At 73.5% G+C, this 26434-nt stretch carries 26 protein-coding genes; 8 read left to right on the forward strand and 18 right to left on the reverse strand.

Annotated elements, in window-relative coordinates:
• Positions 1-273: 273 nt before the first annotated feature.
• The 3 genes from RM844_RS23560 to thyX all read right to left on the reverse strand — a co-directional run bounded on the left by RM844_RS23560 (position 274) and on the right by thyX (position 3905).
• Positions 274-1959 (reverse strand): ribonuclease J, encoded by a 1686-nt coding sequence (locus RM844_RS23560; RefSeq protein WP_311669357.1) that lies wholly within the window; start codon positions 1957-1959, stop codon positions 274-276.
• 130 nt (positions 1960-2089) lie between these two features.
• A complete protein-coding gene (gene dapA, locus RM844_RS23565; protein ID WP_311669358.1) occupies positions 2090-2989 on the reverse strand; it encodes a 4-hydroxy-tetrahydrodipicolinate synthase in 900 nt (299 codons plus the stop codon).
• A gap of 178 nt (positions 2990-3167) precedes the next feature.
• Positions 3168-3905 carry an FAD-dependent thymidylate synthase gene (gene thyX / locus RM844_RS23570; protein WP_311669359.1) on the reverse strand — a complete coding sequence of 246 codons (738 nt, stop codon included), beginning with the start codon at positions 3903-3905 and terminating at the stop codon, positions 3168-3170.
• Between the two features lie 158 nt (positions 3906-4063).
• On the opposite strand from thyX, the gene RM844_RS23575 reads away from it, so the two are divergent.
• Together RM844_RS23575 and RM844_RS23580 are read left to right on the forward strand one after the other, a co-directional pair.
• Complete coding sequence (locus RM844_RS23575; RefSeq protein WP_311669360.1) at positions 4064-4285, forward strand: hypothetical protein; 222 nt, start codon at positions 4064-4066, stop codon at positions 4283-4285.
• A gap of 72 nt (positions 4286-4357) precedes the next feature.
• The gene (locus RM844_RS23580) at positions 4358-4924 is read left to right on the forward strand and encodes a PH domain-containing protein (protein ID WP_311669361.1); all 567 of its coding nucleotides are present in this window, start codon (positions 4358-4360) and stop codon (positions 4922-4924) included.
• 43 nt (positions 4925-4967) lie between these two features.
• Here the strand turns inward: RM844_RS23580 and RM844_RS23585 are convergent, their stop codons facing one another.
• The 5 genes from RM844_RS23585 to rpsO all read right to left on the reverse strand — a co-directional run bounded on the left by RM844_RS23585 (position 4968) and on the right by rpsO (position 10502).
• On the reverse strand, positions 4968-5456 hold the full coding sequence (locus RM844_RS23585) for a hypothetical protein (protein WP_311669362.1): 489 nt from the start codon (positions 5454-5456) through the stop codon (positions 4968-4970).
• Positions 5457-5458: 2 nt separating this feature from the next.
• The gene (dapB, locus tag RM844_RS23590) at positions 5459-6214 is read right to left on the reverse strand and encodes a 4-hydroxy-tetrahydrodipicolinate reductase (protein ID WP_311669363.1); all 756 of its coding nucleotides are present in this window, start codon (positions 6212-6214) and stop codon (positions 5459-5461) included.
• 61 nt (positions 6215-6275) lie between these two features.
• On the reverse strand, positions 6276-7676 hold the full coding sequence (locus tag RM844_RS23595; protein ID WP_311669364.1) for a M16 family metallopeptidase: 1401 nt from the start codon (positions 7674-7676) through the stop codon (positions 6276-6278).
• On the reverse strand, positions 7673-9907 hold the full coding sequence (locus tag RM844_RS23600) for a polyribonucleotide nucleotidyltransferase (RefSeq protein WP_311669365.1): 2235 nt from the start codon (positions 9905-9907) through the stop codon (positions 7673-7675). The genes RM844_RS23595 and RM844_RS23600 overlap by 4 nt, the downstream gene beginning before the upstream one ends.
• 304 nt (positions 9908-10211) lie before the next feature.
• Positions 10212-10502, reverse strand: a complete 291-nt coding sequence (gene rpsO / locus RM844_RS23605) for a 30S ribosomal protein S15 (RefSeq protein ID WP_311669366.1) — start codon at positions 10500-10502, stop codon at positions 10212-10214.
• Between the two features lie 432 nt (positions 10503-10934).
• On the opposite strand from rpsO, the gene RM844_RS23610 reads away from it, so the two are divergent.
• Complete coding sequence (locus RM844_RS23610) at positions 10935-11222, forward strand: hypothetical protein (protein WP_311669367.1); 288 nt, start codon at positions 10935-10937, stop codon at positions 11220-11222.
• Between the two features lie 124 nt (positions 11223-11346).
• Positions 11347-11610, forward strand: a complete 264-nt coding sequence (locus RM844_RS23615; protein WP_311669368.1) for a DUF397 domain-containing protein — start codon at positions 11347-11349, stop codon at positions 11608-11610.
• A gap of 13 nt (positions 11611-11623) precedes the next feature.
• Here the strand turns inward: RM844_RS23615 and RM844_RS23620 are convergent, their stop codons facing one another.
• The gene (locus RM844_RS23620) at positions 11624-12322 is read right to left on the reverse strand and encodes a class I SAM-dependent methyltransferase (protein WP_311669369.1); all 699 of its coding nucleotides are present in this window, start codon (positions 12320-12322) and stop codon (positions 11624-11626) included.
• A 269-nt stretch (positions 12323-12591) separates the two neighbouring features.
• On the opposite strand from RM844_RS23620, the gene RM844_RS23625 reads away from it, so the two are divergent.
• The gene (locus tag RM844_RS23625; RefSeq protein ID WP_311669370.1) at positions 12592-15672 is read left to right on the forward strand and encodes an SCO5717 family growth-regulating ATPase; all 3081 of its coding nucleotides are present in this window, start codon (positions 12592-12594) and stop codon (positions 15670-15672) included.
• A 31-nt stretch (positions 15673-15703) separates the two neighbouring features.
• On the opposite strand, the gene RM844_RS23630 is transcribed toward RM844_RS23625, so the two are convergent.
• The 8 genes from RM844_RS23630 to rimP form a co-directional block, all read right to left on the reverse strand.
• The gene (locus RM844_RS23630) at positions 15704-16648 is read right to left on the reverse strand and encodes a bifunctional riboflavin kinase/FAD synthetase (RefSeq protein WP_311669371.1); all 945 of its coding nucleotides are present in this window, start codon (positions 16646-16648) and stop codon (positions 15704-15706) included.
• 124 nt (positions 16649-16772) lie between these two features.
• Positions 16773-17678, reverse strand: a complete 906-nt coding sequence (gene truB, locus RM844_RS23635; RefSeq protein ID WP_311669372.1) for a tRNA pseudouridine(55) synthase TruB — start codon at positions 17676-17678, stop codon at positions 16773-16775.
• Positions 17679-17686: 8 nt separating this feature from the next.
• A complete protein-coding gene (gene rbfA, locus RM844_RS23640; RefSeq protein WP_311669373.1) occupies positions 17687-18190 on the reverse strand; it encodes a 30S ribosome-binding factor RbfA in 504 nt (167 codons plus the stop codon).
• 51 nt (positions 18191-18241) lie between these two features.
• Positions 18242-18538 carry a DUF503 domain-containing protein gene (locus tag RM844_RS23645; protein ID WP_311669374.1) on the reverse strand — a complete coding sequence of 99 codons (297 nt, stop codon included), beginning with the start codon at positions 18536-18538 and terminating at the stop codon, positions 18242-18244.
• Between the two features lie 75 nt (positions 18539-18613).
• On the reverse strand, positions 18614-21628 hold the full coding sequence (infB, locus tag RM844_RS23650; protein WP_311669375.1) for a translation initiation factor IF-2: 3015 nt from the start codon (positions 21626-21628) through the stop codon (positions 18614-18616).
• Between the two features lie 153 nt (positions 21629-21781).
• Positions 21782-22060 (reverse strand): YlxR family protein, encoded by a 279-nt coding sequence (locus tag RM844_RS23655; protein ID WP_311669376.1) that lies wholly within the window; start codon positions 22058-22060, stop codon positions 21782-21784.
• 127 nt (positions 22061-22187) lie between these two features.
• Positions 22188-23180 (reverse strand): transcription termination factor NusA, encoded by a 993-nt coding sequence (gene nusA, locus RM844_RS23660; RefSeq protein ID WP_311669377.1) that lies wholly within the window; start codon positions 23178-23180, stop codon positions 22188-22190.
• 3 nt (positions 23181-23183) lie between these two features.
• Positions 23184-23699 (reverse strand): ribosome maturation factor RimP, encoded by a 516-nt coding sequence (rimP, locus tag RM844_RS23665; RefSeq protein WP_311669378.1) that lies wholly within the window; start codon positions 23697-23699, stop codon positions 23184-23186.
• 249 nt (positions 23700-23948) lie between these two features.
• On the opposite strand from rimP, the gene RM844_RS23670 reads away from it, so the two are divergent.
• The 3 genes from RM844_RS23670 to RM844_RS23680 are packed head-to-tail and all read left to right on the forward strand — an operon-like array spanning position 23949 to position 25802.
• A complete protein-coding gene (locus tag RM844_RS23670; RefSeq protein ID WP_311669379.1) occupies positions 23949-24434 on the forward strand; it encodes a hypothetical protein in 486 nt (161 codons plus the stop codon).
• Positions 24431-24889 carry a ferritin-like domain-containing protein gene (locus RM844_RS23675; protein ID WP_311669380.1) on the forward strand — a complete coding sequence of 153 codons (459 nt, stop codon included), beginning with the start codon at positions 24431-24433 and terminating at the stop codon, positions 24887-24889. Before RM844_RS23670 ends, RM844_RS23675 begins: the two co-directional genes overlap by 4 nt.
• Before the next feature lie 4 nt (positions 24890-24893).
• A complete protein-coding gene (locus tag RM844_RS23680) occupies positions 24894-25802 on the forward strand; it encodes an aminoglycoside phosphotransferase family protein (RefSeq protein ID WP_311669518.1) in 909 nt (302 codons plus the stop codon).
• Positions 25803-25809: 7 nt separating this feature from the next.
• Here RM844_RS23680 and RM844_RS23685 read toward each other — a convergent pair whose 3' ends face one another.
• Positions 25810-26382 carry a GNAT family N-acetyltransferase gene (locus RM844_RS23685; protein WP_311669381.1) on the reverse strand — a complete coding sequence of 191 codons (573 nt, stop codon included), beginning with the start codon at positions 26380-26382 and terminating at the stop codon, positions 25810-25812.
• Between the last annotated feature and the right edge of the window lie 52 nt (positions 26383-26434).

Genomic DNA, 26434 nt, shown 5'->3' on the forward strand with positions numbered 1-26434 from the left:
TGAATGCTTCAAAAGAAAGCCACCCACAAAGATGCTCGAACATCCTCGCAAATAACTCAAAAATCTGGCATTGACTTTTGGCACGCTGTTGAGTTCTCAAGGAACGGACGCTTCCTTCGAACCTCTTTCGAGGCCCTCCGGGCTTCCCTTCGTACCGCCTCGCGGTGAGGCCCTGGTAGCGAGCTACCCGGGTTCCCCTTGCGGCGATGACGTAAACGTACTGGAGTGGAGCGCCCAGATGCAAATCCGGGCGCTCCACGGGCCGATGAGGCGTCAGACCTCCATGACCACAGGCATGATCATCGGCCTGCGACGGTAGGTGTCGGAGACCCACTTGCCCACGGTTCGCCGTACCAGCTGCTGGAGTTGGTGCGCCTCGACCACGCCGTCCTGGGCCGAGCGGGCCAGGACCTCGTCGATCTTGGGGATCACCGCGGCGAAGGCGGAGTCCTCGATGCCGGAGCCCCGCGAGTGGATGCTGGGCCCACTGACGATCTTGCCGGTGCTGCTGTCCACCACGAGCAACACCGAGATGAAGCCCTCGTCTCCGAGGATCCGACGGTCCTTCAGGCTGGCCTCGGTGACCCCGCCGACGGAGAGTCCGTCGACGTAGACGTAGCCGGCCTGGACCTTGCCGACGATCTTGGCCTTGCCGGCGATCAGGTCGACCGCGACGCCGTCCTCGGCGATCACGATCCGCTCCGCCGGGACGCCGGTCATGGCGCCCAACTCCGCGTTGGCGCGCAGGTGTCGCCACTCGCCGTGCACCGGCATCAGGTTCCTGGGCTGGCAGATGTTGTAGAAGTACAGCAGCTCGCCGGCTGAGGCGTGTCCGGAGACGTGGACCTTGGCGTTGCCCTTGTGCACCACGTTGGCGCCCCACCGGGTCAGGCCGTTGATCACGCGGTAGACCGCGTTCTCGTTGCCGGGGATCAGGGAGGACGCCAGGATCACGGTGTCCCCCTCCACGATCCTGATCTGGTGGTCCCGGTTGGCCATCCGGGACAGCGCGGCCATCGGCTCGCCCTGCGACCCGGTGCAGACCAACACCACCTCGCGGTCCGGGAGATCGTCCAGCGTCTTCACGTCGACGACCAGCCCCGGCGGCACCCTGAGGTAGCCCAGGTCCCGGGCGATGCCCATGTTCCTGACCATGGAGCGGCCCACGAACGCGATGCGGCGGCCGTGCTCGTGCGCGGCGTCCACGATCTGCTGGATGCGGTGCACGTGGCTGGCGAAGCTGGCCACGATGATGCGCTTGTCGGCACGGGCGAAGACCTGGCGCAGCACGCCGGAGATCTCACGCTCCGGGGCGACGAAGCCAGGGACCTCCGCGTTGGTGGAGTCGGAGAGCAGCAGGTCGATGCCCTCCTCGCCCAGCCGAGCGAAGGCCCGCAGGTCGGTCAGGCGCCCGTCCAGCGGCAGTTGGTCCATCTTGAAGTCGCCGGTGTGCACCACCATGCCGGCCGAGGTGCGGACGGCGACGGCCAGGGCGTCGGGGATCGAGTGGTTGACCGAGATGAACTCGCACTCGAACGGGCCGACGCGCTCCCGCTGCCCCTCGCGCACCTGGAGGGTGTAGGGGCGGATGCGGTGCTCCTGGAGCTTGGCCTCAAGGAGCGCGAGGGTGAGCTTCGAGCCGATGAGCGGGATGTCCGGCTTCTCGCGGAGCAGGTAGGGCACACCGCCGATGTGGTCCTCGTGCCCGTGGGTGAGGACGATGCCTTCGATATCGTCCAACCGGTTCCGGATGGAGCTGAAATCGGGCAGGATCAGATCGATTCCGGGCTGTTCCTCTTCGGGGAAGAGGACTCCGCAGTCGATGATGAGTAGCCGTCCGCCGTGTTCGAGGACGGTCATGTTGCGGCCGATCTCGCCCAGGCCGCCGAGCGGGGTAACGCGGAGGCCACCCTCAGGAAGCTTCGGCGGCAGGCCGAGTTCTGGATGGGGATGACTCAAGAGACTCTCCTGACCACGCGCGCCGCCGCCCGGTGACGGGGCGTCCCGACGCGCGTGACTGTGTGCATGGATCGGTATTCAGTTATCACCAATGTGTGCGGCGATGCGCGACGTCTGTCGTGTCCGTGGTCTAGATCTGTACCCCACCGGCGGCGAGATCCTTGCGCAGCTGCTCGAACTCCGCCGCGGCCAGGCCCACCAGGGGCAGCCGCAGCGGACCGCCCGGCAGGCCCTGGGCGTCCAGGGCGGCCTTCGAGGTGATCACGCCCTGGGTGCGGAACATCCCGGTGAAGACGGGCAGCAGCCGCTGGTGGATCTCGGTGGCCTTGGCGACGTCCCCGCCGGTGTGCGCCTCCACCAGGGCCCGCAGCTCCGGCGTGACCAGGTGGCCGACGACGGAGACGAACCCGACCGCGCCCACGGACAGCAGCGGGAGGTTCAGCATGTCGTCGCCCGAGTACCAGGCGAGGCCGGTGGTCGCGATGGCCCAGCTGGCGCGGCCGAGGTCGCCCTTGGCGTCCTTGTTGGCCACGATCCTGGGGTGCTCGGCGAGCCGGACCATGGTCTCGGTGTTGATCGGGACCCCGCTGCGGCCCGGGATGTCGTAGAGCATCACCGGCAGCTCGGTGGCGTCGGCCACCGTGGTGAAGTGCTGGTACAGGCCCTCCTGCGGGGGCTTGTTGTAGTACGGGGTCACCGTGAGCAGGCCGTGCGCGCCGGCGTCGGCCGCCGCCCGCGCCAGCTCGACGCTGTGCCTGGTGTCGTTGGTGCCGACCCCGGCGACCACATGGGCGCGGTCGCCGACCGCCTCGACCACGGCGCGCACCAGGGCGGATTTCTCCTCGTCGGTGGTGGTGGGGGACTCACCGGTGGTGCCGTTGACGATCAGACCGTCGTTGCCGGCGTCCACGAGGTGGCTGGCCAGGCGCTGGGCGCCGTCGAGGTCGAGCGATCCGTCCCCCGTGAAGGGCGTGACCATGGCGGTCAGGATCCGCCCGAAGGGGACGTGAGGTGTGGAGGTCGGAGCCATAGGTTCCACGCTACTCGTAGCTCAGCGTGCCGTGGCCCATCGGGGCTGGCAAGGTGTGGAACCCGGCACTGTCTGCTCGGGGGTTCAAACAGCGCCGGGTCCGTTCAATCACCCTAGATGAACTTCGCGAAATGTCGCAATACGGACACCTCCCCCCGGCCGGGAGCCGCCCCCGGGCTCAGGGCGCGACCCGGCCGTTGTCGTTGAAGGCCGCGTGGGTGACCGGCATCAGCCTGGCCCACTCGGCCTCCATGGCCTGGGCCACCAGCTCGATCTCGCGCTGCGGGAAGGACGGCACCCTGGCCCGCTCGTCCTTGGTGCGCAGCCCCAGGAAGTGCATCAGCGAGCGGGCGTTGCAGGTGGCGTACATCGTGGAGTAGAGCCCGACCGGCAGCGCGGCCCTGGCGACCTCACGGGCCACCCCGGCGGCCAGCAGCTCCTGGTAGGCCGCGTAGGACTGGCGGTAGGAGTCCTCCAGGACCTTGCCGACCAGGACCTGCTGCTCGACCGAGCCGGCGACGAACTCGTACTTCCCCGGACGACCGCGCTGGACCAGCGGACGCTCCGCGTCCGGGACGTAGAAGACCGGGGCCAGCTCGCGGTAGCGGCCGGACTCCTCGTTGTAGGACCAGCCGACCCGGTGCCGGTGGAACTCGCGGAAGACGAAGATCGGCGCGCTGATCAGGAAGGTCATCGAGTTGTGCTCGAAGGGGCTGCCGTGCCGGTCCCGCAGGAGGTAGTTGATCAGCCCCCGGGAGCGCTCCGGGTCCTTGCCCAGCTCCTCCAGCGACCGCTCCCCCGCCGTGGACACGCGAGCGGCGAAGAGCACGTCCGTGTCCGAGGCGGTGTGCTTGACCAGCTCGACGGTCATGTCGCTACGGAAACGGGGCGTCACGGTCTCGGGGGTCTCGCTCATCGGCGTCCTTCCGGGTGGTGCGATCGGAGCGGCACCCACCCTAAGGGGGACCACTGACAGTCCCCCGACCTCGGGGGGCAAATCGGACTGCTCGCCTGGAGTCGGACTCTTCCCCTGATATTTTTGTATCTAGGCCAATCAGGGGAAGGAGCGATCAGATGGCAGAGTCGGACTTCACGGGGTATCCGTGGCTGGACGACCCCGGGATCGCGGTGACCCCGCCCAGGCGGCGCCCCTCCGGAGTGCGGCTGCTGGGCAGCGCGCTGGTCGCCCTGGTGGTCATATCCAGCCTGATCGGGGCGTTGCTGCTGGCCATGCCGGCGATGGAGCCGTCGGACCCGGCCGTTCCCGAGGTGCCGGAGGCGGCCGAGAACCGCTGAGCACGGTAGCCTCACCGTTCGCAGGACCTCATCCCCCATGTGATGCGCTTGTGATACGAACGAGGACCAGCTGTGCCCCTGACTTTTCTCTCGGCTGAGCACGACGCGCACGTCAGCCCCACCGAGGCGCCCCTGCCGCACGGGCAGCAGGACCATTGGCGTCGTCCGTACCGACCGGGCCCGTGGCGGGTGGGTGGGGCGGCGATCGTCCTGCTGCTGGCCGCCTACCTGTTGATCTCCGCGGTGATCATCGCGGCGGCCGGCCCGCCCACGGGCGCCTCGGCCACCGCGGTCTGCGCCGCCGTCGCCATCGCCCTGGCCCTGCGCATGCTGCGGGTCGGGATCTGGGTCAGCCCGCGCGGGCTGCGCCGGGTCGGCCTGCTGCGCACCCAGACGCTGCGCTGGCGCGAGGTCGCCTCGGTGCGCACGGTGCAGCAGCCGGTGCGCTGGCTGGGGCTGCCCAGGAGCGTGCAGGGCCAGGCCCTTGAGGTCCACCCGCGCAAGGGTGAGCCCTGGCGGGCCCTGGTGACCGACCACAGCGCCGACTTCCTGCGCAGGTCGGACGCCTTCGAGCAGGCCGCCGACGTGCTGGAGGCCTGGGCCGCCGAGCACCAGGTCGAGGGCGGCCGACGGCGCTGAAACGTTCCCGCGCGTCGCGCCGGGGGCGTGCCCCCGGCGCGGCTCAGGCGCTTTCCGGCTCCGCGCGCCCCCGCCGACGCGGCGCGCGCGGCGTGCGGCCGGCGTGCAGCGCGATCGCGTGCTCCATCGCGCGGCGAGCCCGAGGGGTGTCCCGGGCGTCGTGGTAGGCGATGGCCAGCCGGAACCAGCAGCGCCAGTCCTCCGGTCGGGCCTCCACCTCGGCACGGCGCTCCGCGAACGCCGCGTCCGCCGCCGCCTGGTCGATCCGCCCGCTGGGCGTGCGCGGCAGGTCGTCCACCGGCAGGCCGCCCGCCGCGTCCAACTCCCGGCCCAGCCGGTTGGCGTGCAGCACGAACCGGAAGCTGCGCCACAGGAACCAGCCGCCGATCAGCGGGAGGGCCAGCACGGCCACCCCGAGGGTCAGCGTCACCCAGGTCCCCTCGCGGATCAGCAGGACCGCCCGGTGCCCGGCCAGGGCCAGATAGCCGACCAGCAGGGCGCTCACCACGAAGTAGCCGACCTTCGCCACCACGGCTAGTCGTCCAGGTCCAGGAAGTGCTCCAGGCCGAAGGTTAGCCCTGGCGTCTCGACCACCCGGCGCACGCCCAGCAGCACGCCGGGCATGAACGAGGACCGGTTCATCGAGTCGTGGCTGATGGTCAGCACCTCGCCCTCGTCGCCGAACCGCACCTCCTGGTGCGCGACCAGGCCGCGCAGCCGCACCGAGTGCACCGGCACCCCGTCGACCAGCGCCCCGCGCGCGCCGTCCAGCGCGGTCATGGTGGCGTCCGGCTGCTCCCCGCGGTCGGCCGCGCGGCGGGCCGCACCGACCAGCTGGGCGGTGCGCACGGCGGTGCCGCTGGGCGCGTCCGCCTTCCCCGGGTGGTGGGACTCGATGATCTCGACGGACTCGAAGAACCGCGCGGCCTGCTGGGCGAAGCGCATGGTGAGCACCGCGCCGATGCCGAAGTTCGGCGCGATCAGCACCCCCGTCGCCGGCGAGTCGGCCAGCCAGCCGCGGAGGCTGGCCAGCCGCTCCTCGGTCCACCCGGTGGTGCCCACCACCCCGTGGATGCCGCGCCGGACGCAGAACTCGAGGTTCTCCAGGACGGCGTCCGGATGGGTCAGCTCGACGGCCACCTGGGCGCCGGCCTCGACCAGTGCGTCCAGTCGGTCGCCCCGGCCCAGGGCCGCGACCAGCTCCAGGTCCTCGGCGGCCGTCACCGCCCGCACGGCCTCGGTGCCCATCCGTCCCTGGGCGCCGATCACGGCCACCCGCAGCTTGCCCATCGTCTGCCTCTCGTCTGTCGATCAGATGCGGTCAGGAATCCAACGGAAGCGACGCCGCCGGTCAGGCGGCGACCGCCGCGGCGAGCCGGCCGGCCTGCCGCTCGGTCAGCCGGCCGATGACGGCGAGCGAGGGCTGCTGCCCGAGCAGCTCGGCGGCCACCGCCCTGACCTCGTCCACGGTGACCCGGGTGATCCGTTCCAGCAGCTCGTCCACCGAGAGCTGCTGCCCCCAGCAGATCTCGCTCTTGCCGAGCCGGTGCATCAGCGAACCGGTGTCCTCCAGGCCGAGCACCGTGGACCCGGCCAGCTGGCCGATCGCCCGGCGGGTCTCGTCCTCGTCGATGCCGTGCGCGGCGACCTCGGCCAGCTGCGCCCGGCAGATCTTCAGCACCTCGTCCACCTGCGCGGGGCGGCAGCCGGCGTAGATGCCGAAGAGGCCGCAGTCCGCGTAGCCGGAGGTGTGGCTGTAGACGCTGTAGGCCAGCCCGCGCTTCTCCCTGATCTCCTGGAAGAGCCGGGAACTCATGCCGCCGCCCAGCGCCGTGGAGAGCACCGAGAGCGCCCAGCGGCGCTCGTCGTGCCGGGAGACCCCGGGCATGCCGAGCACCAGGTGCGCCTGTTCGGTGGCGCGGTCCAGCAGGTCCACCCGGCCGGCCGAGGTGACGGCGAGCCGGCCGCCGCGGTGCGGGGCCGGCTCGGCCGCGGCGTCGCCGCCGAGCGCGCCGCCCCGCTCGAATGCCTCCCTGACCTGGCGGACCACCGCGTCGTGGTCCACCCGGCCGGCGGCGGTGACCACCAGGCGGGTCGGGTCGTAGTGGCCGCGGTAGAAGTCGGCGATCCGGTCCCGGTCCAGGCCGTTGACCGTCTCCTCGGTGCCCAGCACCGGGCGGCCCAGCGGGCTGTCCCCCCAGAGTGTCTGGGCGAAGAGGTCGTGCACCCCGTCCCCGGGGTCGTCGTCGGTCATCGCGATCTCCTCCAGGATGACCCCGCGCTCCGCCTCCACCTCCTCGGGCGCGATCAGGGAACCGGTGAGCATGTCGCAGACCACGTCGATGGCCAGCGGCAGGTCGGTGTCCAGCACCCGGGCGTAGTAGCAGGTGAACTCCTTGGTGGTGAAGGCGTTCATCTCGCCGCCGACCGCCTCGACCACGGAGGAGATCTCCAGCGCGTCGCGGCGCTCGGTGCCCTTGAAGAGCAGGTGCTCCAGGTAGTGGGTGACGCCGTTCAGCTCCGGGGTCTCGTCCCGGGAGCCGACCCGGGCCCAGATCCCGAAGGAGACGGACCGGACGGTGGGCACCGACTCGGTGACCACCCGCAGCCCGCCGGGCAGCACCGTCTTGCGGACCGTGCCGGCGCCCGCGGACGCCTGGGGCAGACCCGTCCCGGAGCCACGCGGACGGGGCACGGCCCGCCCCACCGAGGTGGTGGGGCGGGCCGTCACATCACGAGGTGCACGGGTCACTTCTCGGCTGCGTCCTTCTCGTTCTTCGCTTCGCCGTCCGCCGCTTCCTCGGCCTCGTCGAGGACGGGGATCAGCGACAGCTTGCCGCGCTGGTCGATCTCGGCGATCTCGACCTGGACCTTCTGGCCCACGCCGAGCACGTCGTCGACGTTCTCCACGCGCTTGCCGCCGGCCAGCTTGCGGATCTGCGAGATGTGCAGCAGGCCGTCCTTGCCGGGCAGCAGGGAGACGAAGGCGCCGAAGGTGGTCGTCTTCACCACGGTGCCCAGGTACCGCTCGCCGACCTCGGGCATCGTCGGGTTGGCGATGCCGTTGATCGTGGTGCGGGCGGCCTCGGCGGCCGGGCCGTCGGCGGCGCCGATGTAGATGGTGCCGTCGTCCTCGATGGTGATGTCGGCGCCGGTGTCCTCCTGGATCTGGTTGATCATCTTGCCCTTGGGGCCGATGACCTCACCGATCTTGTCCACCGGGATCTTCACCGTGATGATCCGGGGGGCGTTCGGGGACATCTCGTCCGGAACGTCGATGGCCTCGCTCATCACGTCCAGGATGTGCAGCCTGGCGTCCCTGGCCTGCTTGAGCGCGGCGGCCAGCACGGAGGCCGGGATGCCGTCCAGCTTGGTGTCCAGCTGGAGGGCGGTCACGAACTGCTTGGTGCCGGCGACCTTGAAGTCCATGTCGCCGAACGCGTCCTCGGCGCCCAGGATGTCGGTCAGCGTCACGTAGTGCGTCTCGCCCTCGATCTCCTGCGAGATCAGGCCCATGGCGATGCCGGCCACCGGCGCCTTCAGCGGCACACCGGCGTTCAGCAGGGACATGGTGGAGGCGCAGACGGAGCCCATCGAGGTGGAGCCGTTGGAGCCCAGCGCCTCGGAGACCTGCCGGATGGCGTAGGGGAACTCCTCGCGGGTGGGCAGCACCGGCACCAGCGCCCGCTCGGCCAGCGCGCCGTGACCGATCTCGCGGCGCTTGGGCGAACCGACCCGGCCGGTCTCACCGGTGGAGTAGGGCGGGAAGTTGTAGTTGTGCATGTAGCGCTTGCGGGTCACCGGGGAGAGGGTGTCCAGCTGCTGCTCCATGCGCAGCATGTTGAGCGTGGTGACGCCGAGGATCTGCGTCTCGCCGCGCTCGAAGAGGGCCGAGCCGTGCACCCGCGGGATGGCCTCGACCTCGGCCGCCAGGGTGCGGATGTCGGTGACGCCACGGCCGTCGATGCGGACCTTGTCGCGGATCACGCGCTCCCGGACCACCTGCTTGGTCAGCGAGCGGTAGGCGGCGGAGATCTCCTTCTCGCGGCCCTCGAACTGCGACAGCAGCTTCTCCGCGGCGACCGCCTTGAGGCGGTCCAGCTCGGCCTCGCGCTCCTGCTTGCCGGCGATGGTGAGCGCCTGGGCCAGCTCGGCGCGGACCGCGCCGCTGAGCGCCTCGAAGACGTCGTCCTGGTAGTCCAGGAAGATCGGGAACTCGCCGGTGGGCTTGGCGGCCTTGGCGGCGAGGTCCGACTGGGCGCGGCAGAGCACCTTGATGAACGGCTTGGCCGCCTCCAGGCCGGCCGCGACGACCTCCTCGGTCGGCGCCTGGGCGCCGCCCTTGACCAGCTCGATGGTCTTCTCGGTGGCCTCGGCCTCGACCATCATGATGGCCACGTCACCGTCCGCCAGCACCCGGCCGGCGACGACCATGTCGAAGACGGCCTCCTCCAGCTCGGTGTGGGTGGGGAAGGCCACCCACTGGCCGCGGATCAGCGCGACCCGGGTGCCGCCGATCGGGCCGGAGAAGGGCAGCCCGGCCAGCTGGGTCGAGCAGGAGGCGGCGTTGATGGCCACCACGTCGTACAGGTGGTCCGGGTTGAGCGCCATGATCGTCTCGACGATCTGGATCTCGTTCCGCAGGCCCTTCCGGAAGGAGGGGCGCAGCGGGCGGTCGATCAGCCGGCAGGTGAGGATGGCGTCCTCGGAGGGGCGGCCCTCCCGCCGGAAGAAGGAACCGGGGATCTTCCCGGCCGCGTACATCCGCTCCTCGACGTCCACGGTCAGCGGGAAGAAGTCCAGCTGGTCCTTCGGGTGCTTCGAGGCCGTGGTCGCGGAGAGGACCATGGTGTCGTCGTCCAGGTAGGCGACGGCCGAGCCGGCGGCCTGCCGGGCGAGCCGGCCGGTCTCGAAGCGGATGGTGCGGGTGCCGAAGGAGCCGTTGTCGATCACGGCTTCGGCGTAGTGTGTCTCGTTCTCCACCTTGCTGTTTCTCCTCTTCTTCGCGTCCGCCGCCGTAGGCGGACGCGGGTGGGGTGGAGCACCTCCCGACGGGCCGGCCATCGATCGAAGCTCCCGGGACGCCGCCCGGGGGCCACTACCGAGGACCGGCGACGGTGGTGAAGGCGCTCCGCCTGGTCCTTATGGTCCGTATGGGGTGATGTCCGCTGGGCACCAGCCTACAAAGTGGTCGGTGTCCCAGCCTGTTCTCCGCCGCCCCGGGGGCGATCCCCGGATACGGCGAAGGGAGCGGCCCCACATGGGTGACCGCTCCCTCGGGGGCGTCTTACCGCGCGCCCGCCGCGCCACGGCGGATGCCGAGCCGCTCCACCAGGGCCCGGAAGCGCTGGATGTCCTTGCCAGCCAGGTACTGGAGGAGGCGACGGCGCTGGCCGACGAGCAGCAGCAGACCACGGCGCGAGTGGTGGTCGTGCTTGTGCTTCTTCAGGTGCTCGGTGAGGTCGGAGATGCGCCGCGAGAGCAGCGCGACCTGGACCTCGGGGGAGCCGGTGTCGCCTTCCTTGGTGGCGAACTCGGCGATGATCTTCTGCTTCGTGGCGGCGTCGAGAGACGACACACGTACTCCTTGGGGTGGTAGATCGTCAGCCACCGAGTGCCCCTGGTCTGAACCACAGGGGAGCTTCCGGAACTCGGGAGGCGGGGTCCGCTGAGCGCTTCCTCCAGAGATCTCCGGGGGCGCGTACGCAAACGGCCGTTACGCAGGCTACCTCAGGTCGACCCGCATCAGCACATCGGGCAGTCCGGAGCAAGATGATCATACCTACGCGCGGGCGCGGGCGCGAACCGCGCGCGGGCGCCGGCGTGGACGCGCGGGGTGCGCGGGGCGGGCACGCGGCGCCCGCCGGGGCGGCTCGATGGGGCGGCCGGCGAGCGCCCCGACGTGCCCCCGCGGCGGCCGGCAACTGCCGCCCGTCCGAGCCCCGTTGTGGCTCCACACCGGCCCCCTGCGGCCATTCGACGGCGCAGGGCGACGGCTTATGCTGCTGGGGTGACTTCGACACAGCAGGGCACGCGGCAGGGGCTCACGCCCAGACAGGCCCGCCGGTTGCGCATGGGGATCGCGGCGGCCGCGATGGCCGCGATGGCCGTGGTGCTGGTCGTGCGGCTCGGCGACGGTTCCTCGCTCCAGTCCGTCGGACTCTACGGCGCGGCCTTCGTCCTGTCCGGTGCCGTGATCGAGATGAGTCGCCGGGGACGGACCAGGCTGGGCATGGCGGTGCTGCTGGCCGGCTTCGTGCTGGTGCTGGGGGCCGACTGGTACCTGCCGGGCGTGTAGCCCGGGCGACGGCGGTCGACGGCCGGGTGCGGTGACAGTGCGCCGCGTTACGATCACCTAGCGGTTGGTGTCCGGCCGGCCGTCTGTCTCTCGTCGGGACGCCTGATCAGTGGGGAGCTGGGCTATGGCCACGACCGAAACACCGGAAGAGATCGCCGCCCGCAAGGAGCGCGAGAAGAACGAGCTGTACGCGTTGGACATCTCCGGGGTGGAGTGGCTCAGCGCGCCGGGCGGCCCGGAGGACGAGCGGGTGGAGATCGCCTACCTCCCGGGCGGTGGGGTCGGGATGCGCAACTCCAAGGAGCCGGAGACGGTGCTCCGCTTCACCGCCGCCGAGTGGGAGGCGTTCGTCCTGGGCGCCAGGGACGGCGAGTTCGACATCGACTGACGCCCGGGGCCGGTCAGCGGCGCCGACAGGTGTAGGTACCGAAGAGCCGCCCCGCGTAGTGGGCGTCCACGATCTCGAAGCCGGCGGCCTCCAGCATCGGTTCCAACAGCCAGCGGTAGGTGCTGTGTTCGGTGCGGATGTGCTCGGCGTAGTCCTCGGCGGTGTAGCCGACCGCCGGGTCCCGGCCGGCGCCGGCCAGCCAGCCGGCGAAGACCTCCGCCGCCTCGCCCGGGACGAAGTCGTAGACGAGGTCCCGCAGCCGCAGCACGCCGCCGGGGCGCAGCAGGGCGGCGGCGCGCTCCAGCGCGACGGCCTTCCAGAAGTCCGGCAGTTGGTGCAGCGCGTGCCGGGTGTGCACGGCGTCCACCGGCCCGCCCCGGTGCTGGTAGCTGAGGAAGCCGCCGCGCACACAGTCGAGGTTGGTCAGGCCGCGCTCGGCGATCCGCCGCTCGACCACCGCCACCATGGCCGGCGAGACGTCGACGGCGATCACCCGGGCGAAGACCCCGGCGGCGGCGAGGGCGAAGCGGCCGGTGCCGGCGCCCAGGTCGAGCACGGTCCCCGTCTCCGGCACGCCCTGGGCCCGCAGCGCGGCGAGGTCGTCGGCCGGGTCGGGGAAGCCCTGCTTCCGGTCGAAGTTGGCGACGAACTCCGCGTCGAGGTGCTCCGGCCCGGCGTGGGCCAGTTCATCGATCATCCATGGGGTCGACATGCCCCCGACTGTGCCAGGGCGGACGGCTGTGGCGCGCGGGGTTTCCGGCGGCGGGGCGCCGGCTCCCACCCCGTGGGCCACGGGGATCAGGGGAGGACTAGGGGAGTTGGATCGGGGCGATTAGGGTGAGGGTGGACGCGGCAGGAGACGCGTAGACATCGCCCCGCACCGGTGCCCGGCGGAACCGCTTGGGATACCCGGCCCGTCCTTGCGCACAGCGGCCCCGTGCGGAGCGGAGCAGAGCAGCAAGACCAGCAGCGGGAGGCGTCGTGAACAGCGATCGGGACCAGGTTCGCACCACCGGGGGGTCAACCTCCGGTGCCGAACAGCCCGATGACGAACTCCTTGAGGAGGAGTCCGAGCACACCGGGCAGTTCACCATCGACTACACCCCGCCTGCCTGGTACGCGGGCGGCGGGGCCGCCCAGCCGGGCGACCGGGAGCGGGGCACCGCGGACGGCGGCGACGCCGCTTCGAGCGAGCCGCCCGCGCCGGCCGCGCCCGCCTTCCCCGGCCCGCCGCCGACGCCGCGCCCCGCGCCTCCGTTCCCCGACCCCACGGCCGGCCGCGCCGGTTCCCCCGGTTCGGCTGGTGCTCCCGGCCCCTCCGGGCCAGCCGGTTCGGGCGGTTCGGGCGCTGTGTCCGACGCGCCGCTGGCCCGGGAGTCAGCGGCGGAGGACGACGAGGACGCCGTGGACTCCAGTGCGGGTGAGCTGGTGAGCGGTGCCACCATGCAGATCTCGGCCGCCGCCATCCGCAAGGCGCTGGGTGACCAGGCGCCGACCCCGACCCCCGCCGAGGGTGCCGCACCGCCTCCCGGGCCCACCCCCGCCAGCCCGCCCCCCGAGACGACACCGCCGCCCGCACCGGCCGGCATCACCCCGCCGCCGCTGCCCGAGCCGCCGGCCGCGACCGCGCCACGGCCGGCCGGTCCGCCGGCCGGCGGACTGCCCGGCGGACTGCCGCCGCTGCCGCCGGACTTCCAGCTCAAGCCGCCGACGCCCAGCTCGCCGCCCCCGCCACCGCCCGTGGCGGGCGGCGGCGGGCCGGCCGGGGCCGCCGGTGGAGTGTCCGAGCCACCTGAGATCGAGGTGGAATTCACCAAGCCTCCGGAGGAGCCCCCGTTGAACGCCGGGAAGTCGCCCGAGGACCCTGGCCCCAGCTCGCCGCCCCAGGGCCTGCCGGTGCCACCGCCGAAGCCGGCCGACGCGGACGAGCGGCCCGACCCGTTCACCGGTCGGCCCGGCCCCTCCCCCGACGCAGCCCCGTGGGGCGCGCCGCCGAAGCCCGCCGCTGAGCGGCGGGGTGGTCCCGCCGCCCCGCCACCCAGCCCGGCCGATGCCTGGCCCACTCCGCCCGACCCCACGTCGGGCGGCCTGGTCGCGCAGCCGCCGACGGCGGTCGGCAGCTGGCCGGCGCTGACCCAGGCCGGCGCCGCGCCGGAGAAGGAGCCCGAGCCGGAGGCGCCGCCAGCCGGCCCGCCGGCGCCCTGGGGCGCCCCGCCGGTGGCCAACCAGCCGGCCCCGCCCGGCCCCTGGGGCGCGCCACCCGGGCCGGCCGCCCAGACCCCGCAGACCCCGCAGGCCGAGGAGGGGCCGGCCGCGCCCGGTCCGCCGGCCCCCGGCCCCACGCCGTGGGGCGCGCCGCCGCCCGCGGCCGGCGCCGGCCAGCCGCCGCACCCGGCGGCGCCCCACCAGCCGTCGCCCGGGGTCGCGCCGCAGCTCGGCTTCCCCGGCCCGACCGGGCAGCCGGGCCCGCCGGCGCTGCCGCAGGCCGGGACGCCCGGACAGCCGGCCGGCCAGCCGGGTCAGCCCGCGCTGCCCCAGGGCCAGGGCGCCGAGCAGCAGCGGGCCTACCCGGCCCAGTTCGCGCTCGGCCAGGGCCAGCAGGCGCCGGCGCCGGAGGCGCAGCCCGCCAGCCCGTTCCCGGGCCAGCCTGGTGGGCCGGGCCAGCCAGGGCCGCCGGATCAGCAGGCGCAGCCGGGCCAGTTCCCGGGGCAGTTCCCCGGCCAGCCGGGTCAGCCCGGGCAGCCCGGCCCGTTCGGGGCGCAGGGCGCCCCGGTGGGTCAGCCCTACGCCGGCCCCGGCGGCGAGCCGCCCTACCCGAACCAGGTGCAGCCCGGCGCGCTCGGGTACACGGCGTCCGTCGAGCTGTCCTCCGAGCGGCTGATCCAGAACAAGCGTGCCAACAAGCAGCGTTCGCAGCCGGCGAGCCGCCCGGGATCGCGGTTCCGGCTGGGGGGCAAGGCCGCCGAGGCGGAGCGGCTGCGCAAGCTGCAGATCATCCGCACGCCGGTGCTCTCCTGCTACCGCATCGCGGTGATCAGCCTCAAGGGCGGCGTCGGCAAGACCACGACGACGACGGCGCTCGGCGCGACCCTGGCCAGCGAGCGGCAGGACAAGGTCATCGCCATCGACGCCAACCCGGACGCCGGCACCCTGGGCCGGCGGGTGCGGCGCGAGACCGGCGCGACCATCCGGGACCTCGTGGGCGCCATCCCGCACCTCAACAACTACATGGACATCCGCCGGTTCACCTCGCAGGCGCCCTCCGGTCTCGAGATCCTCGCCAACGACGTGGATCCGGCGGTCTCCACGACCTTCAACGACGAGGACTACCGCCGGGTCATCGACGTGCTCGGGCAGCAGTACCCGGTGATCCTCACCGACTCGGGCACCGGCCTGCTCTACAGCGCGATGCGCGGGGTGCTCGACCTGGCGCACCAGCTGATCATCGTCTCCACGCCCTCGGTCGACGGAGCCAGCAGCGCCAGCACCACGCTGGACTGGCTGGCCGCGCACGGCTACGGGGACCTGGTGCGGCGCAGCATCACGGTGATCTCCGGGGTCCGGGAGACCGGCCGGATGGTCAAAGTCGAGGACATCGTGGCGCACTTCCAGACCCGCTGCCGCGGCGTCGTGGTCGCCCCCTTCGACGAGCACCTGGCCGCCGGCGCCGAGCTGGATCTGGACCTGATGCGGCCCAAGACCCGGCAGGCCTACTTCGACCTGGCCGCGCTGATCGCCGAGGACTTCGCCCGGATGCAGCAGGAGCAGGGGCTGTGGACGCCGGACGGCGGGATGCCGCCGCAGGTGGCGCCGCCGCTGCCGGGCCAGCACCAGCAGCCGCCGGGGTACGGCTACCCGCAGCAGCAGGCCGCGCAGCCCGGCTACGGCTACCCCCAGCAGCAGGCGCCGCAGCCCGGCTACGGCTTCCCGCACCAGCCGCCGCCCCCGCAACAGCAACAACAGCAGCAACCGCCGCCGCCGCAGCCGGGTGGCCCCGGGGGCTACCCGGGGGCGCCCCAGCAGCCCGGCGCCTGGCGGCCGCCGCAGCCGCCGCCGGCCTGAGGCCCGCCCCGCGGGGGCCGGGCCGGCCGGCTCAGCCCTCGCGGGTCAGCTCCCGCACCCGCTCGATGTCGAGGTGGATCTGGTCCAGGAAGCCCTGGAGGGAGTCGAAGGACTCCTGGCCGCGCACGAAGGCGCCGAACTCCACGGCCACCCAGTCCCCGTAGAGGTCCAGGTCGGTGCGGTCCAGGGCGTACGCCTCCACGGTCCGCGCGGTGCCGTTGAAGTGCGGGTTGGTGCCGACCGAGACCGCCGCCGGCAGCCGCTCGCCGGCGGCCAGCAGCCAGCCGGCGTAGACACCGTCGGCCGGCACCGCCGAGTGCGGCACCAGGTCCAGGTTGGCGGTGGGGATGCCCAGGTCACGGCCGCGCCGGGCGCCGTGCACCACGGTGCCCTCCACCCGGTGCGGGCGGCCGAGCACCTCGGCGGCGCCGGTCACGTCGCCCTCCTGGATCAGCCGCCTGGCCAGCGAGGAGGAGAACGGCTCGCCGCCGCCCGCCGCGCCGCTGGCGATCAGGTCGACCACCCGCACCCCGAAGTCGTAGGTCTCGCCCAGCTCGGCCAGCGTGGCCACGGTGCCGGCGGCCCGGTGCCCGAAGCGGAAGTTCGGGCCCTCCACGACCAGCGCCGCGCGCAGCCGCTCCACCAGCACCTTCACCACGAACTCGGCGGGCGACAGCCGGGAGAACTCCTTGGTGAACGGCAGCACCAGCAGCGCGTCCACGCCCAGCTCGGCCATCAGCTCGGCCCGCCGGTGGTGCGGCGCGAGGAGCGGCGGGTGCGAGCCCGGGCGGGTGACCTCCTTGGGGTGCGGATCGAAGGTGACCACCACGGTGGGGAGCCCCAACTCCCGGGCGGCCGCGACCGCCTGCCCGATGATCAGCTGGTGTCCCCGGTGCACACCATCGTAGGAACCGATGGTGACGACGCTGCGCCCCCAGTCCCCGGGGACGTCCGCCATGTCACGCCAGCGCTGCACCGTTCTCGCTCCTCGCCGCATCAGGGGTGTCCTGCCGGTCCAAGGTACCCGGCGCCACTCTTACGGGGGACGTCCGCCTCACCTCAGCCGGGCGGCGGCGGGGGCCGGCCGGCGGCGGACCGGCTCAGACGAAGACGGCCAGGCTCCTGCTGCGCTCGCCGGCGGCCTCCACCAGGGCGATCAGCCGCTGGTCCGGGTCGAAGACCGCGACCGGCCCGGCCGGCAGCTCCGGGGTCTCGATCCGCGCCCCGTTGCCGAGCAGGGTGGCCTGCCGGCTGTCCACGTCCCAGCGGGGGAACGTCGCGGCGGCCGCGTCCGCCAGGGACAACGGCGCCAGCTCGGCGCGGAGTTGGTCCAGGGTGCGGGCGGCCGACACCTCGTGCGGGCCGACCCGGGTGCGGCGCAGCGCGGTCAGGTGGCCGCCGACGCCCAGCGCGGCGCCCAGATCCCGGGCGAGCGCCCGGACGTAGGTACCGGACGAGCAGACCACCCGGGCCGACAGGTCGGTGACCCGGGTCCCGTCGGGCAGGGTCAACTCGCGCGGCTCCCCCACCTCGAAGGCGTGCACGGTGACCGGCCGGGGCGGCAGGACGACCTCCTCGCCGTCCCGCATCCGCTGGTAGGAGCGCTTGCCGTCGACCTTGATCGCGCTGACCTTGGACGGCACCTGGAGCACCGCGCCGGTCAGCCGGGCGACCTCGGCCTCGATCGCGTCCGCGGCGAGCCCGGCGGCGCCGGGCGCCTCGGTCAGCTCCCCCTCGGCGTCGTCGGTGACGGTGTTCTGCCCCAGCCTGATGGTGGCCTGGTACTCCTTGTCGGTGAGCGCCAGGTGGCCCAGCAGCCGGGTGGCCCGGCCGAGGCCGAGCAGCAGCACGCCGGTGGCCATCGGGTCCAGCGTGCCGGCGTGCCCCACCCGGCGGGTGCGGGCGATGCCGCGCACCACGGCGACCACGTCGTGTGAGGTGTGTCCGGCGGGCTTGTCGACCACGACCAGCCCGTCCGGACCCCCCGTCGTCCTGCGACGGCTCATCGGCTCGGTCAGTCCTCGTCCGCGCGGCGGTCCTGCGCGGCCGGCGGCCCGTCGGGCGCCTCGTCCTCGTCCTCGCTCTCGGCCTCGTCCCGGTTGGGCTCCCGGTAGGGGTCGGCGCCGGCCGCGTAGCTGGCGCCGGCCGACTCCTGGCGGAGCCGCTCGTCGCGCTCCCGGGTCTGGTCGAAGAGGCTGTCGAGGTTGCGCGCGGTCTCCGGGAGCGCGTCGGGGACGAAGGTGAGGCTGGGGGTGTGCTTCACCCCGGCGGCTGCGCCCACGGCGGACCGCAGGATGCCCTTGGCGCTGCGCAGCCCGGCCGCCACCTCCTCCCGGTCGGCGTCGTCGCCGTAGACCGTGTAGAAGACGGTCGCCTCCCGCAGGTCCCCGGTGACCCGGGTGTCCGTGATGGTGACCCGGGTGCCGAGGCGCGGGTCCTTGATGTCCCGGTGCAGCTTCTCGGCCACCACCTCCCGGATGAGGTCGGCCAGTCGCTTCGCCCGTGCCTTGTCCGCCACGGTCCTTCTCCTCGCTCTTTCTTCACTGTCAAGCGGCGGCCAACCCGGCCGCTACTCGTCGTCCTCACCGTGGTAGCGCCGCCGTACCGACAGCAGGTCCACCTCGGGGCGGGCGGCCACCAGCCGCTCGCACTCGTCCAGCAGGCCGGCCAGGTGTCCGGCGTCGCCGGAGACCGCGGCCAGCCCGAGAGTCGCCCGGCGATGCAGGTCCTGGTCGCCGACCTCGGCGACGCTCACCCGGAATCTCTTGTGCAACTCGGCCAGGATCGGCCGTATCACGGCACGTTTCTGCTTGAGCGAATGGACGTCGCCCAGCAACAGGTCAAAGGACAGTGTCCCGGTATACATGCCGAAGATCGTAACGGGCAGGGCCGGGACGGCTCGACGCGATAAACGCCCGTCGAGTCGTCCCGGCCCCAGCGGTCAGGCGCGCGGCTTCTCGCGCATCTCGTAGGTGGCGATGACGTCGTCGATCTTGATGTCGTTGAAGTTCCCGAGGTTGATACCGCCCTCGAAGCCTTCCCTGATCTCGGTCACGTCGTCCTTGAAGCGGCGCAGGCCCTCGATGGTGAGGTTCTCCGCGATGACCTTGCCGTCGCGCACCAGGCGGGCCTTGGTGTTCCGCCGCACCTCGCCGGAGCGGATGAGGACACCCGCGATGTTGCCCAGCTTGGAGGAGCGGAAGACCTCGCGGATCTCGGCGGTGCCGAGCTCCACCTCCTCGTACTCCGGCTTGAGGAGACCCTTCAGGGCCGCCTCGATCTCCTCGATCGCCTGGTAGATGACCGAGTAGTACCGGACGTCCACGCCCTCGCGCTCGGCGGCCTGGGTGGCCCGCCCCTCGGCGCGGACGTTGAAGCCGATGACGATCGCGTCCGAACCGGCCGCCAGGTCGATGTCGGTCTCGGTGACCGCGCCGACGCCCCGGTGTAGCACCCGCAGGTCGACCCCCTCGCCGACGTCGAGCTGGAGCAGCGAGGCCTCCAGGGCCTCGACCGAACCGGACGCGTCGCCCTTGATGATGAGGTTGAGCTGCTGGACCTCGCCGGCCGCCAGCACCTTGTCCAGGTCCTCCAGGGAGACCCGGCGGGTGCGCTTGGCGAACGCCGCGTTCCGCTCCCTGGCGGCCCGCTTCTCGGCGATCTGCCGCGCGGTCCGGTCCTCGCCGACCACCAGGAAGTTGTCCCCGGCGCCCGGCACGTTGGTCAGACCCTGGACCAGCACCGGCGTCGCCGGACCGGCCTCCTGGACGTTCCGCCCGGCGTCGTCGAGCATCGCCCGGACGCGGCCGTGCGCGTCGCCGGCGACCATGGTGTCGCCGACCCGCAGCGTGCCGCGCTGCACCAGGACGGTGGCCACGGCGCCCCGGCCCCGGTCGAGGTGCGCCTCGATCGCGATGCCCTGGGCGGCCTGGCGGGGGTTGGCCCGCAGGTCGAGGGTGGCGTCGGCGGTGAGGATCACCGCTTCGAGCAGGCCCTCGATGTTGGTGCCCTGCTTGGCGGAGATGTCGACGAACATCGTGTCGCCGCCGTACTCCTCGGCCACCAGACCGAACTCGGTCAGCTGGCCGCGCACCTTCGCCGGGTCGGCGCCCTCGACGTCGATCTTGTTGACCGCGACCACGATCGGCACGTCCGCGGCCTTGGCGTGGTTGAGCGCCTCGACCGTCTGCGGCATCACGCCGTCGTTGGCCGCCACCACGAGGATGGCGATGTCGGTGGACTTGGCACCGCGGGCCCGCATGGCGGTGAACGCCTCGTGACCCGGGGTGTCGATGAAGGTGATCCGCCGGTCGTCGCCGTTGACCTCGGTCGAGACCTGGTAGGCACCGATGTGCTGGGTGATGCCGCCGGCCTCGCCCTCGATGACGTTGGTCTTGCGGATCGCGTCCAGCAGGCGGGTCTTACCGTGGTCGACGTGGCCCATGACGGTGACCACCGGAGGCCGGGAGACGAGCGCCTCGTCGCCGCCCTCGTCCTCGCCGAACTCGATGTCGAAGGACTCCAGCAGCTCGCGGTCCTCCTCCTCCGGGCTGACGATCTGAACCGTGTAGTTCATCTCGTCGCCCAGCAGCTGGAGGGTCGCGTCGGAGACCGACTGCGTCGCCGTGACCATCTCGCCCAGGTTGAACAGCACCTGGACCAGGGAGGCCGGGTTGGCGTTGATCTTCTCGGCGAAGTCCGTCAGCGAGGCGCCACGGGAGAGGCGGATCGCCTCGCCCTTGCCGCGCGGCAGCATCACGCCACCGATCGACGGGGCCTGCATGGCCTCGTACTCCTGGCGCCGCTGCCGCTTCGACTTGCGGCCACGCCGGGCCGGGCCGCCGGGGCGACCGAAGGCGCCCTGCGTGCCACCGCGGCCACCGGGGCCGCCGGGACGGCCGCCGAAGCCGCCACCCGGACGGCCGGCGAAGCCGCCGCCGCCACCGCCGGGACGGGTCCCGGTGCCGGGACGGCCACCGCCGCCGCCACCACCGAAGCCACCGCCACCGCCGGGACGACCGCCGCCGCCACCGGGACGGCCGGCGAAGCCACCGCCGCCGGGACGGCCACCGCCGCCACCGGGACGACCGCCGGGGCCGCCCGGGCCGCCGGGACGCCCGCCGGCCGAGGGCCGCTGCGGCATCATGCCCGGGTTGGGGCGGTTACCGCCGGGGCCGGGACGCGGGCCCGGGCCCTGCGGCCGAGGCATGTTGCCCGGCGTGGCGCGACCGCCACCAGGAGCCTGCGGGCGCGGCCCGCCCTGGGCCTGGCCGCCGCCGGGACGCGGCCCTGGGCCCTGCGCCGGGCCCGGGCGCGGCCCGGGACGCGGCGCCTGCTGCGGGCGCGCCATACCGGTGGAACCACCGGTGGAGAAGGGGTTGTTGCCCGGCCGGGGGCCGGCGGGGCGACCGCCCGGCTTGGCACCGCCGCCACCCGGCTTGCCGCCACCGGGCTTCTGCTGGGTGCTCGGCTTGGGCGCCGGGCGCACGCCCGGCTTGGGGCCCTGCTGGGCGGGGCGCGGCGCGGGCCGCGACGCCTCGCCCTGCGGGGCGGTGAACTCGGGGGTGGCCGGCGCGCTCGGGGCGGCCGGCGCGGCGGGCGCCGGGGGCGGCGCCTGCGGGGCCGGCGCGGCCGGACCCGGCTTGGGGCCGGGGCGGGGGCCGCCCGGCTTCGGGGCGGAACCCGCGGGCCGGGGCGCGCCCGGCTTCGGGGCCGCGCCACCCGGTCGCGGCGCGCCCGGCTTGGGGGCGGGGCCCCCGGGGCGCGGGGCGCCCGGCTTGGCGGACTTGCGGCCGCCGCCCGCACTCAACGCGTCAGTCAGTTTGCGTACAACCGGCGCCTCGATCGTCGAGGACGCCGAACGGACGAACTCACCCAGCTCCTGGAGTTTGGCCATGACGACCTTGCTCTCAACTCCAAGCTCCTTGGCGAGCTCGTATACCCGGACCTTAGCCACTTCGCTCCTTATACGGTCCGGGGGTCGGTCGTCCGCCGGACCTTCGCTACTTCACGGGCGTACTCATCGCGTACTCATCGAGTGCTCATCGCAATCTCGACCTACTTCCAACTCGCGAGGTACCTACCGTGCGGACCATCCGCACGACGCTTCTTACGGTGCCGCCTGGTCGAGCGCCACGCGCAGTCCGTCGGCATCGGGCGTCACCTGGGCCCGAAAGGCCCGGGGGAACGCCCGGCGACGAACCGCTTGCTCAAGACAGGTCGGCGTGGGGTGCAGGTACGCACCCCGACCGGGCAGCGTACCGCGAAGATCAGGGACACAGCGACCCCCGATCACCACCACACGCAACAGCCCGTCCCGGGCGGAACGCTGCCGGCACCCGATACAGGTGCGCTCAGGGCAGGCTCGTGCATGGCTCCGGCCAGACACTGCCGATTCTACCTCCCCTCGCACCGGCCCAACGAACGGGCCGGGCGCCTCGCTCTCCGCAACGCCGCGGGGCCGCCCGTTCTTCCCGGCGGCCGGCCCGCGGCCGTCTCCCGACCCACCGGCCGGGCTACTCCCCCGGCTGGGTGTCCGGGCGGATGTCGATCCGCCACCCGGTCAGCCGCGCGGCGAGCCGGGCGTTCTGCCCTTCCTTGCCGATGGCCAGGGAGAGCTGGTAGTCGGGCACCGTGACCCGGGCCGACCTGGCCAGCTCGTCCACCACCTCGACCTTGTTGACCCGGGCCGGGGAGAGCGCGTTGGCGACCAGCTGGGCCGGGTCGTCCGACCAGTCCACGATGTCGATCTTCTCGCCGTGCAGCTCGGCCATCACGGCCCGCACCCGGCCGCCCATCGGGCCGATGCAGGCGCCCTTGGCGTTCAGCCCGGACCGCGTCGAGCGGACCGCGATCTTGGTGCGGTGGCCGGCCTCCCGGGCGATGGCCGAGATCTCGACCGAGCCGTCGGCGATCTCCGGGACCTCCAGCTCGAAGAGCTTGCGGACCAGGTTGGGGTGGGTCCTGGAGAGCGTGACGGAGGGCCCGCGAGCCCCCTTGACGACCCGCACCACATAGCAGCGCAACCGCGCGCCGTGGCTGTAGTCCTCCCCCGGCACCTGCTCCTGCGGCGGCAGGATGGCCTCCAGCCGGCCGATGTCCACCAGCACGCTCTTCGGGTCCCGGCCCTGCTGCACCACGCCGGCGACCACGTCGCCCTCGCGGCCGGCGTACTCGCCGAAGGTGACGTCCTCCTCGGCGTCCCGCAGCCGCTGCAGGATGACCTGCTTGGCCGTGGTGGCGGCGATCCGGCCGAAGCCCTGGGGGGTGTCGTCGAACTCCCTGGGCTCGGCGCCCTCCTCGGCGTCCGTCAGGTCCTCCGGGTCCTCCTTGGCCCAGACCGTCACATGGCCGGTCTTGCGGTCCAGCACGACCCGGGCCGAGCGGCGGGAGCCCTCGGTGCGGTGGTAGGCGATCAGCAGCGCCGACTCGATCGCCTCGACCAGCAGGTCGAGGGAGATCTCCTTCTCTCGGACCAGCCCTCGCAGGGCACTCATGTCGATGTCCACGGCCTACGCCTCCTTCAGGCTCTCGTCGCCGGACGGCTGCCGCTCGGCCCTGCGGTTGAACTCCAACTCGACCCGCGCCTTCGCGATGTCGGTGAAGGCGAACCGGCGGGCGGTGGCCTTGCGGCCCTTCTCGCCCGGCACCTCGACGTCCACGCCGTCCTCGTCGACCGCGGTCAGCCGCGCGACGAGGTCGGCGCCCTGGTGCGGGCGCAGCCACAACAGCCGGCCGACGGAGCGGCGGAAGTGCCGCGGCTCGGTCAGCGGGCGCTCGGCGCCCGGGGAGGTGACCTCGAGGACGTAGGCGGGGGCGCCCATGATCTCGGTGCCGTCCAGCGCCTCCGAGATCTCCCGGCTCAGCTCCGCGCACGCGTCCAGGCCCACGCCCTCGTCCGTGTCCACCACGACCTGGAGGACCCGGCGCCGGCCAGCCGTGGTGATCTTCACTTCCTCAAGATCCATCTCGTGCTGGGTGGCCAGCGGCTGGACCAACTCCCGCAGCCTGTCGATCTGGGTGCTCATCCGGGTGACTCCTCGGCCGCGTCTGCTGTTGTCGAAACGGCGCTAGGTTGCTGTCTCGTGACGCCAGCCTATCGTCTGCCGCGTGCTTCGCCGACCGCCCTGGCCTGCGGGCTGGCGCGCCGGGAGGCGGGGTGGCACCGGCTCGGCGGGCGCGCCCGGGTACGCTCACGGGGCGGTGATCTTCCCGGCTCGCACCGGGAGCGCCGGCCGCCCCAACAAAGCGCTCCGACACGGAAACTGCGGGGAACCATGCCCATCGGCCTGCCCAGACGTTCGCTCCTGTCCGCCGGTGTCGCGGCCCCGCTGGTCGCGCTGTTGGCCGGCTGCTCGGCCGAGGCCGGCGTCCGGGCCGGTTCGCGCGGGGTCTCCGCGGTGAGTGTGCAGGGGTTGCGGCGGCGCACCGCCAGGGACAGCGCCGCGCTGCTGGCCAGGTACGAGGCGACCGAGGCGGCGCACCCCGCGCTGGGCGAGGCGCTGACGCCGTTCCGGGAGACCGTGGCGGCGCACCTGCGGGCGCTCGGCGACGACGCGTCGAGCGCGCCCGCCGGGCGGGTGCCCGAGGTGCCGGCCGAGCCGGCGGACGCGGTGGGCGCGCTGGTCGAGGCGGAGCGGCGGACGGCCGACCGCCGGCTGGCGGCGCTGGCCGACTCGCCACCCGAACTGGCCCGGCTGCTGGCCTCGTTGGCGGCGGCCGGGGCGGCGCAGGCGCAGCTGCTGGCGGAGGTGCGGGCATGAGGCGGCGGGAGACGGCGCCGGCGCTGGACGCGACGCAGGCGGCGCTGGCCGCCGAGCACGCGGCGGTCTACGGCTACGGCCTGGTCGGCGCCCTGCTGGCCGACGAGGAGCGGGGCGCCTGGGCCCGGGAGGCGTACGACGCGCACCGCGGGCACCGGGACACGCTCCAGGTGGCGGTGCGGGAGCTGGGGGCCAGCCCGGTCGCCTCGGCCGCCGGGTACGCGCTGCCCTTCGAGGTGGTCGACCAGGCCGGCGCGGTGCGGCTGGCGGCCGAGCTGGAGAGCCGGCTGGCCGGGGCCTACGCGGATCTGGTGCTGGCCGCCGAGGGGAACGCGCGGGCCGAGGCGGCCAGGGCGCTGCGGGACGCGACGGTGCGCGCGGCCCGCTGGTCGGGCCGGGTGGAGCCGTTCCCGGGGCTGGCCGAGTACGGCGAGGAGAGCGAGGGGGATGACTGAGCTGATGGAGTCGGCACGAGGTCTGGTGCCGCCGCGGCGGCTGGTCGAGGCGCAGCCGGCGACCGCCGCCGGGTGGCTGGCCGAGCTGCCGGCGCGGGCGGAGCGGCTGCTGGCGCGGTTCGGGCTGACGCTGGAGCGGCTGGTCGAGCCGGGCGGGCGGGCCAGCGTGGCGCTGCTGGTGCGGCGGGCGGACGGCGAGCGCGCCACGTTGAAGCTGCTCGCGCCCGGCGAACCGGAGCCGGCGGCCCTGGAGTTGGCGGCGCTGCGGCGCTGGGACGGGCTGGGCGCGGTGCGGGTGCTGGACGCGGCGCCTGAGGAGGGCGCGCTGTTGCTGGAGCGGCTGCACGGGGAGACCTCGCTGCGCTCGCTGCCGGACGCCAAGGCGACCCTGGAGGCGCTCTCCACGCTGCGCCGGCTGTGGGTGGCGCCGGGGGCGGGGCACCCGTTCCCCTCGGTGGCCGAGCGGACGGCCGCCGGTCTCGGCGCGCTGCGGGCGACGGCGGACGGCGAGGCGGGGCCGCTGGTGGCGCGGGCGCTGGAGGTGCGGGCCGAGTTGCTGGCCGCGCCGCCCGAGGAGGTGCTGCTGCACGGGGACTTCCGGCAGGGCGCGGTGCTGGCCGCGGACGCCGAGCGGGCGCCCTGGCTGGCGGTGGGCCCCGAACCGGTGGTCGGGGAGCGGGCGTTCGACCTGGCCCGGCTGGTGCGGGACCGGCTGCACGACCTGATGGCCTCGCCGGGGGCGCCGGCCATCGCCAGGCGCCGGGTGACCCGGCTGGCCGGGACGGTGGAGGCCGACCCGGAGCGGCTGCGTGGCTGGGCGCTCTACCGGGGGGTGGCCTCGGGGGTGCGGCAGCTGGCGGTGGGGCGCCGGGCGGACGGCGAGGCGTTGTTGGAGTTCGCCAGCTGGATGTAGCGCCGGCTCAGGGCCGCAGCAGCGGCAGGGGGGCGCCCATCACGGCGTAGGGGCGGGGCGCGGCGGGGAAGACCACCCGGCGGGCCAGGTCCTGGTAGCCGAGCTGGTGGTAGAGGGCGCGGGCCGGGGAGTCGGTGTCGATGGCCGACAGGATCGAGCGGGGCTCGCTGACCTGGTCGGTGATGGTGGTGATCAGCCGCCTGCCTATGCCCCGGTGCTGGTGGGCGGGGAGCACGTGCAGCTCGGTGATGGTGAAGGAGCCGTCCAGCCAGGACTCGTTGCCGGTGCGGCGGAGGTAGGGCTCCACCACGGACGACCACCACTGGCCGCGGTCGTTGGGCTGGCCGTAGACGAAGCCGACCAGCTCGCCGGTGGCGGGGAGGGTGGCGCCCAGGGCGCGGGCGCCCGGGGTGGCCAGATGGCGCAGCACGATGTGGCGGCGGACGTTCACCTCCTCCGGGCTGAGTCCGAACGCCTCGGTCTGGACGGCCAGCGCCTCGTCCACGCGCGCGGCGAGGTCGAGGGGGCCGACGTGCACGTCCTGGGTCTCCGTGCCGGCCTCACCGGGAGAAGGGGTCATGCCCGGAGGCTAACGCGCCGCGCCGGCGACGTCGCGCCCGGGCACCGGGGTC

This window comes from Streptomyces chisholmiae (assembly GCF_031845445.1).
GTDB lineage: Bacteria > Actinomycetota > Actinomycetes > Streptomycetales > Streptomycetaceae > Streptomyces > Streptomyces chisholmiae.

Coding starts and splice junctions, on each gene's coding strand:
- dapA (WP_311669358.1), bottom strand. CDS start 2,989: ATGGCTCCGACCTCCACACCTCACGTCCCCTTCGGGCGGATCCTGACC.
- thyX (WP_311669359.1), bottom strand. CDS start 3,905: ATGAGCGAGACCCCCGAGACCGTGACGCCCCGTTTCCGTAGCGACATG.
- RM844_RS23575 (WP_311669360.1), top strand. CDS start 4,064: ATGGCAGAGTCGGACTTCACGGGGTATCCGTGGCTGGACGACCCCGGG.
- dapB (WP_311669363.1), bottom strand. CDS start 6,214: ATGGGCAAGCTGCGGGTGGCCGTGATCGGCGCCCAGGGACGGATGGGC.
- RM844_RS23615 (WP_311669368.1), top strand. CDS start 11,347: ATGGCCACGACCGAAACACCGGAAGAGATCGCCGCCCGCAAGGAGCGC.
- RM844_RS23620 (WP_311669369.1), bottom strand. CDS start 12,322: ATGTCGACCCCATGGATGATCGATGAACTGGCCCACGCCGGGCCGGAG.
- truB (WP_311669372.1), bottom strand. CDS start 17,678: ATGAGCCGTCGCAGGACGACGGGGGGTCCGGACGGGCTGGTCGTGGTC.
- RM844_RS23645 (WP_311669374.1), bottom strand. CDS start 18,538: ATGTATACCGGGACACTGTCCTTTGACCTGTTGCTGGGCGACGTCCAT.
- rimP (WP_311669378.1), bottom strand. CDS start 23,699: ATGAGCACCCAGATCGACAGGCTGCGGGAGTTGGTCCAGCCGCTGGCC.
- RM844_RS23670 (WP_311669379.1), top strand. CDS start 23,949: ATGCCCATCGGCCTGCCCAGACGTTCGCTCCTGTCCGCCGGTGTCGCG.
- RM844_RS23675 (WP_311669380.1), top strand. CDS start 24,431: ATGAGGCGGCGGGAGACGGCGCCGGCGCTGGACGCGACGCAGGCGGCG.
- RM844_RS23680 (WP_311669518.1), top strand. CDS start 24,894: ATGGAGTCGGCACGAGGTCTGGTGCCGCCGCGGCGGCTGGTCGAGGCG.
- RM844_RS23685 (WP_311669381.1), bottom strand. CDS start 26,382: ATGACCCCTTCTCCCGGTGAGGCCGGCACGGAGACCCAGGACGTGCAC.